This is a genomic window from Rhodococcus sp. IEGM 1241, from assembly GCF_033142365.1.
GTDB lineage: Bacteria > Actinomycetota > Actinomycetes > Mycobacteriales > Mycobacteriaceae > Rhodococcus_F > Rhodococcus_F erythropolis.
Window position 1 is genome coordinate 1 of the sequence record NZ_JAWLSE010000034.1, and the last position, 8,971, is coordinate 8,971.

Consider the following 8,971-nt stretch of genomic DNA (forward strand, 5'->3'; position numbering starts at 1 on the left):
CGGGGCAGTCGAGCCCGCAAGCACCGGATCGGAGGTCGCCTGAAACAATCTCATCCACAGGATTTGACAATATCTCCTCGAAGGACTCGCTGCACCAGTTTGCAGCGTTGGTAGATCCTATATATCGAACCGTTACTTGGGTTTTCGGTCAGGCTATGCGCAGTACTTGAACTTCATCTGCGGCTTGGCGGATACGATTTCATGTTTCGTGGACATCGGGGTGGGGTTCCATGTATTGTCCGAGATTTCAGCTGTTATTCGGAGTCAAATAGATCTGTGAAAAACGTGCCGAACAATTCCAGGAGCCGCAATTTGGATTCGTCCTCCGCTGTGATCGGAAATGACGTGGTAGTGACTTACTTCAGGTGCCGGTAGAGGGTGGTGCGGCCGACGCCGATGATTTCAGCGATATCGGTCAGCTGCATTCCGCTCTCCTGCATCCGTTGCGCCTGAGAGAGTTTCGTCGACGTCATTTTCGGTGGCCGGCCCCCGGTACGGCCGCGGGCCCTAGCGGCGGCAAGTCCGACCTGAGTCCGTTCCCGGATGAGATTGCGTTCGAATTCCGCGAGGGCGCCGAAGATGGAAAAGATCAGTTTGCCGCCGGAGGTGGTGGTGTCGATCGCTTCGGTCAACGATTTGAATCCGACACCGCGGTCGGCGAGATCCTCCACGGTTTGCAGGAGGTGGGGTAGTGAACGACCCAACCGGTCGAGGCGCCACACCACTAACGTGTCGCCGTCGCGAAGATGGGAAAGTAGGTCGCTCAGTTGCGGGCGGGTGGTGGTTGCGCCGGATGCGGTTTCGGTCCAGACTTTGAAACAGCCGGCAGCGCTGAGAGCGTCGCTCTGCGGATCGACAGTTTGGTCGGTGGTCGAGACCCTTGCGTAGCCCAAAAGTTCACCCATAGGGCAGCAGTGTTCCAGAACTCACCGACAAGCCGAATAATGAACCATCAGTTTTGGACACGAGTTTCGGAACATATCTTCTGCCAGCTCACCGAAAAACGCCTCCGACGTTTCAAAAACGACCTTGAGACCAAGACCGTTTATGAAACATCATTCAGCGGCGCCGAAAATCGGGGCCGATCGACTGCCGAGACCACGGGGCTCATTTGAGGCCGCTGGCGGGTGGGTGATCGGCGCGGCGTCGGTAGGAGTGTCCTGAATTATCAGATACTGCGGATAATATGAACTGGACATTCATCCAACATGCAACGAAGAGGATTCCCTGTGGCCGAAATATTCATTCGCCAACTTATCGACGATCTCGACGGAAAGCCCATCGACGCCGGATTAGGCCACGAGGTCACCTTCTCTTATCAGGGTGCCGACTACCGGATAGATCTTCGACCCGCCAATGCCGACAAGATCGAAGCGGTATTCGCTCCCTATATCAAGGTCGCGGAGAAGGCCTCCTCTGCCGGCAAGGCTCGTGTAAAAACCCCGACTTCGACTAAGAAGTTGGGGTCGGGTCGGTCAGCCGAGCAACTGAAAGCAATCCGGGACTGGGCCGGCAAGAACGGCTTCGACGTCGGTGCGAAAGGGCGGATCAAAGCCGACGTCATCGATGCATTCGACGCCGCACATTAAGTTGCTGAACAGCATCTTTTCTCACTGACATCAACGAATCGCGTAGTTATCCCGTGATTCTGTTCGGTGAGAGACGAAAGATTCAGGCGAGCTCAAGACTACCCTCGGCGGCGAAGACCAAACGGCCGTCGTCGAGGGCGATCGCCCACCGCAGCACCGCCGCCCAATCCCGCCCCAGGTCAGAGCTGTCGATGACGGTAATCGGGGGGACGATCGGGTGCGATGTTCGGATTAGTCGACTAAATTCCAAGGGCCGCAGCGATTGCTGGTGAAGGCGCCGTCTGTTTCTTCAATAGTTACGGTGATTGATTGGGAAATGCTCACCATGTTGTTGTCGATGATGTTTCCTTGTGAGTCTGCGCGTTCCCAGTAGCAGTCAGAGACTGGTCCGGTACTGTACGTTCCTGGTGCTACGAGGCGAGGCCCTGACGGGTTGTAGCCTTCGCCGACAATGTATTTCCCATCAATAAACCGCTTCATGACTGCATTGCCCGAAAGTGCTTCGTCGATCAACGGTTGCTGATCTGGGCACAGGATTGGAACCATCGTGACTATCCGTCGTCCGTTGTCCGTTTGTGCAGCGACCTGCTCTCGTCCGGCGAGATTGTAGGCGTCGAGAGTTCCGTCCCTCATGGATTTGCAGATACTTTGATCGCTGCTGAAGGCGCCGGATCCGAGGCCTGCCCCTGGTCTGAAAGTTATCCCTGCAGCAGTCAACGCAGCAGCGTATTGGGTGTATTGCGCTTGCTACCCGTTTTCCCTGGCCCAGCGCGGGGTTCGGCATGTCTCGAAGGATCCTTGACTGGTTACCAGAGACTCGCGCGACGTGAAATTCGACGAAGATCTCGACGATGTGTCCCAGGTTGCGACGCCGTTGTGAGAACAGAGGTGAGTATCCGCCCTGGATTCCGAGGACTTCGTCGTCGACCGCCCGGTGCGATCGGACATAGATTTCGATGCACCGTCCGTTCTACACCGACTATCACTGGGGGGCGATGCTCGACCCGGTCGAACTCGCGGACCGACGACTCGGCGGAACCGGCGACGACCAGACGCCGCCAGTAGAGCTAGCAGGTCTGCGTGCTGTGACGCATCACGGCCGCGCCGCCTGGGAGGCGACGGCTACCCCGAAGCCGAACTATGACCCGCGATGCTCGTGCTGCTCATTGCTGGCCGGCGAACCCAACGACGACCAGGAGCGATGGATATCGGAATGGGCGTCGACGATTCGCCTCGACGTCGAGACTGCCGTTTGCGTCTTCATCAAGCTCCTCGAGGATCCACCACGCGTGGATCTCGACATCAAGATCATCGACGTCGGCGGCCCCTACGACGACAGCCTGTTTCCTGAGCGGAGATCACGCTGGTCCCGACTACTGGGGCCGCGACGCTGACCGTACGATCAGCGCTCGTCCGTTTCGTCGATGGTCAAAACGAACACCCAAACCCACAGGGAGGCGCTCAGCCGTTTTGTGGTGAGAGCGCCGTCATCAAACTCCACGTTGGGTAGTGTGCACATGTGACCCTCGAAGAGATGTTTTGACGGCTCGACGGCGGTCGGCGGTCGCGACGATGCTGCTCTTCGCCGGTTTGGGGTTAGCTTGTGGACTCGTAAGCGGTGCTGTGTTGGGGTGGTACGCGTCCCAACCCTTCACGATCTATACAGCCAGCTACCAGCCGCACGATCTCCAATCGTTCCAGATCGAGAGGGTTTCGGTTAACCGATTCATCATCGGCCTGATCGTTGGCGGACCCCTTTTCGGGGCCGCAGCCGGGGCCCTCGTTTCGGCGGTGGGCTGGAATCTCGTACGACGAGAACGCAAGCTTGATTCTGACTAGATGATTCTGTGCGCACCACCGGCTCGGTGGATCGAATTTGGCGTCGACTCTACGATAGGCCATTTTTAGATAGCTAATAGATGGGCATTTCGGTGGTGCTCGAAGCGAGGTTCAGTAAGACTGAGCAAATGACGGAATTACTCAAGGGAATCTGGTGGCACCCCACCGACCGTGACCATCAGGTGTCCGGAAACCTTTCAATAGGTTCGGCTGACGGTCCCTCGCTTGAATTGATTGGTGCACTCGCCAAGGAAGGGATCACCGATGGTGGGGACGAAACGGCATGGCCAGATACGCCAGGATGGGTCACACCTGCCTTGCATGGAACTAGTCAGGGGAATCTGGTCACCATTCTCGGTGCTTATTCGCCTGGGACTAGACGAATTATGGGCAACGCTGACAGTGTTGAACAAGACATCTCTACCACGTACGGCGTTCTTATTGGCGGTGATCGCCACATCGGCAGCGTCGACGACCCGGTATTTAGAATGCTTGAAGTCGAGTTGGATTATCTAACTTTCTGGTCAGGTATGAGTCAAATGACGCCTGAACATGATAATGGGCAAATAGTGCTCAAATCAACTCATGCAGAACCATTAGTGGCGGATTTGAAGGATTGGAAGATAATCATTGAAAAGTTAAGAGGGAGTTCGGGTGGGCGAAAACGGCTCGGTTCCACCGAGGGGCACATTACCGAAAGGTGTGTGCTGCGGATATACAGTCGAAAGGAATGCTCGGCGAAGGAATTTTTGGAACCAGCACGCGCCTTTCAGAACCTTCTGACACATGCAATAAGAAAGCCAAGTTCAATTCGCTCGATGAAACTCTACGAAAATGAGGAGCTTGGGCACGGCCTTGCTTACGAATGGCACAGAGAGGAAATACCGCCACCTTCCGATGGGCTTGTTGATGCGAGACTGGCAAGAAACGCTCTCTTTACAGCTCGGAAAATAGACTTTCCCACAGTTGTGCAGAATTGGTATTCGATCGCCGCCCAGCTCGGGCTTACCTTAGATGTTCTGATGGGCCTTGACTACTCGGAACACTCGTATTATGAAAACAAGATGCTCAATGCTGCTACTGTAATAGAAGCTGTGCATCGGGAATTCCTTCCCGATTCCGTCGCCAGAGATCCCGAGTTGTATAAAACGCTGAAGGAGCAAATGAAACAAGCGCTCGCCAAAGAGCATCGAGGCATATTGAGTGTTTTCAGAAATGATCCTGGCTACAAGCAACGCTGCACCGAGTTGGCAGCTTTTCCTGATCAGATAGCAGTGGAAAGTTTGTTGGGCGATGTCAAAAAATGGTCGCAATGGACTGGTAATGCGCGAAACGATCTTGCACATCTCAACCCTGAAGAAGCGCGAAATATACCAGACGAGGTCTGGTATCGACTTGCTTCAGTAACTACCGCGTTATTGCACCTCGTACTAATGGAGAGACTTGAAATCTCGGCCGAGTTGCAGCGAAAGGCAGTAGAAGAGGGCGCTCTTTGGTTTGCTTCACATAGTTATAAAGAGGCGTCCAAGGAGTATCTTTGATTGCATCGAGCACGTATGGTGCAGAATTTACCCACTCTTGAAATTTTGGTCGTCACGCACTAGCGATGCACCACACAAGTGCACGATGAGGAAACTGAAATATTTGAGAAACGAGGTGCGCGCCGCAATTGCGAGACTCGTGCGATGGCGGCCGCGAAACTGAACACGTCAGACCCCTGAACTATCCTCTGAACCGCGACGAGCACCAGGTCGCCACACTGACCAGACCGAAGCGAAAGCCGAGGTCCTGACCTGCACCAACCCGTGCAGATCGGTCACACGTGGCGACCTGATACTCATTCAACACAACAAACCAGAGCTACCGCGACACCACCCGCGGTCCAGTTCCGTCGCTCCCGCACAATCGCCCCGCCAGCGAACCAAGCGGGAGGTGCCCACCCCCGCACGCACCAACCGCCGGCCACACACCAACAACCGAACGACACCTCCGGCGCCGTTGCCGCTACGCAGCCCCGAGTGGTCAAGAAAGTCGTCGTACAAGTCGCCCCAGCACACCATGCCGGGGACCCGACCCGTCAACCCACGCTCCGCTCTACGGGGTTGACCGCCCACCCTCGACATGGTGACAGGGGAGCGACTCTACCGACTCTCAGGAAGGCAGCCACATGACCGAAACAGCCGCTCTCACACGCTTTGTCGCGATACCCCGCACGGCAGAACACGGTGGATACGAGAACGAGTGCTACACCCATTACGTCCAAGACAACGGCGGCCGCTACTGCCTGCGAGGGCCGATGGTCCAGTCGGACTACGATTCGCGCTGCGCATCTTCTCTGGCCGAGAACCGTATCGCCACCGTGTCCAAGGGGAGCGGGGGCGTCCCAAGCGGACGTCGCTGACGACGAGAAGAGGAGGAAAGACAGACCGAACAGGCCGGTCCAAATCTTTCCTTTCAGTGAGCGAGGAATCTGGGCACCGCAGGTCATGCTCGTCGACCGCGCCCTGTATCCGGCTAACCTCTACTACCGAGGCGTTGACGCCTGGGGCGGAAAATTCACCGACATCCTCGGTACTCGCACCGAGGCATACGTCGGAAGGCAGCTCGCCCTGCTCGCCGACGCGAGCGACCTTCACGGTGAGATCACGTATAAAGAAGGCAATGACGAGAAGAAAAGCGTCGACTGGATCTGGGTAACCCCGCAAGCGGTGATCCTGGTCGAGTGCAAGTCCGCACGTCTGACCCTCGGTGCGCGAGCGGGCGATGCCACTCTTCCCGAGATCGCCGAGCGCTATCTCACGAAAGCCCGAGAACAACTCGATACCACCGCGAATCTCATCAGAGCCCGAATCTCGCTCTTTGAGCACTTCCCTGACGATCGACCCATCATTGGACTCGCGGTCACATGCGAGCCCTTTTACCTGGAAATTCGACCCTCGTCGAGTACGGGACCAGCTCGACGATCCCGTCGCTGGTCCTCTCGCTGCGAGAGCTCGAACATTGGGTCTGCCAGCCGGCGCCGGAGGCGGTGAACAAGCTCCTCGAGATCTTGAATGATCCCGAACGTCGGACGTGGTCATTTGGTGTGGCGCTTGGCGAACTACCTAAGATTCACAATCCGATCCTTGATGCTGCGTGGCAGAAGTCCGACTTTCTCGCACCTGAAACCGTGTCACCTGATCCTGATCTTCCAGAGTTAATTTCCTAATCATCTTGCAGGGCAGAGACATTCACGGGGTTTCATCGATCCGATGCCGAGTCTAGGGTGTGGCGTCATCAAAGATGAAGCAATGGTTCTGGTGGCCGGAGACCTAATGAGTTTCCGGCCACCAGCCTCGATTGCAGCTCCTACCTCGGGGTCCGGGGCGGCGGTATCGTGCCTACGCCGTAAATGACATACCGAGCAGATTCAGAGGTGTTGGTTGCCGGCCTTGCCGAAGTCTTCGGCATAGGCGCTGATCGCCTTGTCGGCTCGTTCAGAGTCTCCGCCGAACAGGCCTGACTTAAGGGGTGGCCATGCAGCGCCGTCAGCGAGCTTTTGCTGCGCGATTTCGACCAGTGGGTTTGTGGCGTACCCGCGTCGGCTGCGCCAGGCGGACCGTCCGAACCAGCTCGAATGCGCCCATGCTTGACGGTGCGGGTCGTCGCCGGCGAGCTGGAGTGCTTGGTTTTGAGAGATGATCCCCATCATGACCTCGGCCAGCTCGAAATCGTTGGTGTAGGTTGCGTTGTCGGGGAACTGCTCGTCGAACATCGGGCGAAGAACGTGGTGGAGCCACTCTGCGACGGGCGTGTGGAACTTCCCGACCTTGCCCTCCGTGAATGCGGCGAGCGCCGTCGCGGGGTCCTCATCCTTGATGGCCGAGCGGGCGAGGACGTGGGGGACGAGGTCAGCGTTTCGGAAAGGGAGCCAGGGGTAGGTCGCTTCGATGAGCGGGGTCCTCTGGCCGGTGTTCCTGTCCGTGATGATGGTGTCGACGAGGAGTGTTTTGAAGTTGTCCCAGCTAGGTTGACCGACGCAGGTGAGTCCTGCGGTGAAGGTCGCGACCATCGCCGGCAGTGATCGCAGTGCCAGAAGTGCCTCGATGCCGCTCTTGATCTCGGTGGACTGGGCGCAGATTGCGCGCAGCGCGTTGGTCCACGGTGCGAGGGCGGCGGCGTCGGGGGCCCAGCGAGCGGCGACCTGGAGGGACCAGCAGAAAGGTTCGATGAGCTTCCAGTAGTTGGTTGCGACAGTAGCCAGATGCGCGATGCGCTCGTTGTCGTTGGCGCCCATGATGTTCTGGGTGGGGAAGCGCTCCTCGTCGCGCATCGCGGTGAGGATCGTCTTCGTCTCCTGGGCGATGAGTTCGTCGAGTTCGATCCGGCGGGCGGGGTTCAGGACCATGTCTTTTGTCAGTTGGCGAAGGAGTGCCGGGCGGTCGCGGTCCGCTGCTTCCTCGACGGCCGCTCGGGTCGTTGCCGGGTCGGGACCGTTGGTGCCCATCGCGAGGCTGACGGCGGTGACGAGCTTGACGGCCTCGGTTGCGTACTGGTCGCCGAAGAGGCTGACGTACTGGAGATCGCCGAGGGCACGGCCTGCGCCGAGGTCCCACTCGGGGATCGGTCCATCGTCGAGTCGAACCGAAATCAGCCAGGTCAACCCTGGGGCCATCTGTCGGAACTCTTCGACAGCGAGGGTGAGTTCTTCGTTCATGACGCTCTTGTGCTTTGAGCGGGAGTTGTCTGAGAAGCACGCGATGAAGACCAGCGCTCCGGATCGGATCGCTTCGCGGATCTTCGCCTTCCAATTGTCGCCGGGAGTGAGCGCTGTCCGATCTCTCCAGTAGGGAATCTGGGCCGCCTCGAGGACTTTGCAGAGCCCGTCGACCTGCTGGGTGTCCTCGTTGACGTAGGAGATGAACGCGTGCTTTGCCTCGGTTGATGTCACACCGAGATGGTATCTGTCTTGTGACCTGGGGTGATGACACGTCCCGCGGTGGTGTGTTCGTCGAGTGGGGCGCCGGCGGATTGGGGCCGGCTGATGGGGCCGGCGGGGTGCTCGGGTTCGGTGGTGGGGGAGTGTCGGGGGTGCTCGGTGGGGCGTATGTGGGCCGATTTTCGGGTGTTTTTGAATATTGTTGCGTTTCAGTAACTTTGGGTAATTGGTTGGTGGGTAATTGGTTTCGGCGATTACGCATGGAGATATTTCGTGAAGTCTCGAATTGTGTTGCGGTGATTATGATTTAGACGTTTTGTGATTCTGTATTGTTTTGCGGTTTCGGGTGGGGTCCTGTAGGATAGGAAGCATGATGACGATGAGCTGGCAGATGCGAGACAGGATAACTTCGAGCGACCACCACCCCTCCCCAGCCTCGTTTGGTACTTGGGTACCGATTTTAGAGTTCCGATCAAATCCTCTGGCGACAAAGGTAATTAAGGTATTTAGAGGAGCGAAGCGAGTCGATCGACGGCAGTCTGGCTGGACCCACTGCGAGCCGCGCAGCGGCTTCCTGGCGGGGAGCGAAGCGAGCCGCTTCCGTCCTGATGCGGAGCATCAGGAG

Annotated in this window: 7 protein-coding genes; 4 read left to right on the forward strand and 3 right to left on the reverse strand. The window is 57.5% G+C overall.

Annotated features, from left to right (window positions below):
* Positions 1-356 precede the first annotated feature (356 nt).
* Positions 357-905 carry a recombinase family protein gene (locus R4P70_RS32240; RefSeq protein ID WP_317833770.1) on the reverse strand — a complete coding sequence of 183 codons (549 nt, stop codon included), beginning with the start codon at positions 903-905 and terminating at the stop codon, positions 357-359.
* A 324-nt stretch (positions 906-1,229) separates the two neighbouring features.
* Between R4P70_RS32240 and R4P70_RS32245 the strand changes: the two genes are divergently transcribed.
* Positions 1,230-1,589, forward strand: coding sequence for an Lsr2 family protein (locus R4P70_RS32245; protein ID WP_317833772.1), 360 nt, complete (start codon positions 1,230-1,232; stop codon positions 1,587-1,589).
* A gap of 231 nt (positions 1,590-1,820) precedes the next feature.
* On the opposite strand, the gene R4P70_RS32250 is transcribed toward R4P70_RS32245, so the two are convergent.
* Positions 1,821-2,306 carry a hypothetical protein gene (locus R4P70_RS32250; RefSeq protein WP_317833774.1) on the reverse strand — a complete coding sequence of 162 codons (486 nt, stop codon included), beginning with the start codon at positions 2,304-2,306 and terminating at the stop codon, positions 1,821-1,823.
* Positions 2,307-2,545: 239 nt separating this feature from the next.
* On the opposite strand from R4P70_RS32250, the gene R4P70_RS32255 reads away from it, so the two are divergent.
* The 3 genes from R4P70_RS32255 (at position 2,546) to R4P70_RS32265 (ending at position 5,829) form a co-directional block, all read left to right on the forward strand.
* Positions 2,546-2,983, forward strand: coding sequence for a hypothetical protein (locus tag R4P70_RS32255; protein ID WP_317833776.1), 438 nt, complete (start codon positions 2,546-2,548; stop codon positions 2,981-2,983).
* 573 nt (positions 2,984-3,556) lie between these two features.
* Positions 3,557-4,969 (forward strand): HEPN domain-containing protein, encoded by a 1,413-nt coding sequence (locus R4P70_RS32260; RefSeq protein ID WP_317833778.1) that lies wholly within the window; start codon positions 3,557-3,559, stop codon positions 4,967-4,969.
* 626 nt (positions 4,970-5,595) lie between these two features.
* Positions 5,596-5,829 (forward strand): hypothetical protein, encoded by a 234-nt coding sequence (locus tag R4P70_RS32265; RefSeq protein ID WP_317833782.1) that lies wholly within the window; start codon positions 5,596-5,598, stop codon positions 5,827-5,829.
* 1,008 nt (positions 5,830-6,837) lie between these two features.
* On the opposite strand, the gene R4P70_RS32270 is transcribed toward R4P70_RS32265, so the two are convergent.
* Positions 6,838-8,358, reverse strand: coding sequence for a toll/interleukin-1 receptor domain-containing protein (locus R4P70_RS32270; RefSeq protein ID WP_317833780.1), 1,521 nt, complete (start codon positions 8,356-8,358; stop codon positions 6,838-6,840).
* Positions 8,359-8,971: the final 613 nt, after the last annotated feature.

Excerpts from the sequence above, each read along its gene's own strand:
- R4P70_RS32240 (WP_317833770.1), bottom strand. The coding sequence starts at position 905 with ATGGGTGAACTTTTGGGCTACGCAAGGGTCTCGACCACCGACCAAACT.
- R4P70_RS32255 (WP_317833776.1), top strand. The coding sequence starts at position 2,546 with ATGCACCGTCCGTTCTACACCGACTATCACTGGGGGGCGATGCTCGAC.
- R4P70_RS32260 (WP_317833778.1), top strand. The coding sequence starts at position 3,557 with ATGACGGAATTACTCAAGGGAATCTGGTGGCACCCCACCGACCGTGAC.
- R4P70_RS32265 (WP_317833782.1), top strand. The coding sequence starts at position 5,596 with ATGACCGAAACAGCCGCTCTCACACGCTTTGTCGCGATACCCCGCACG.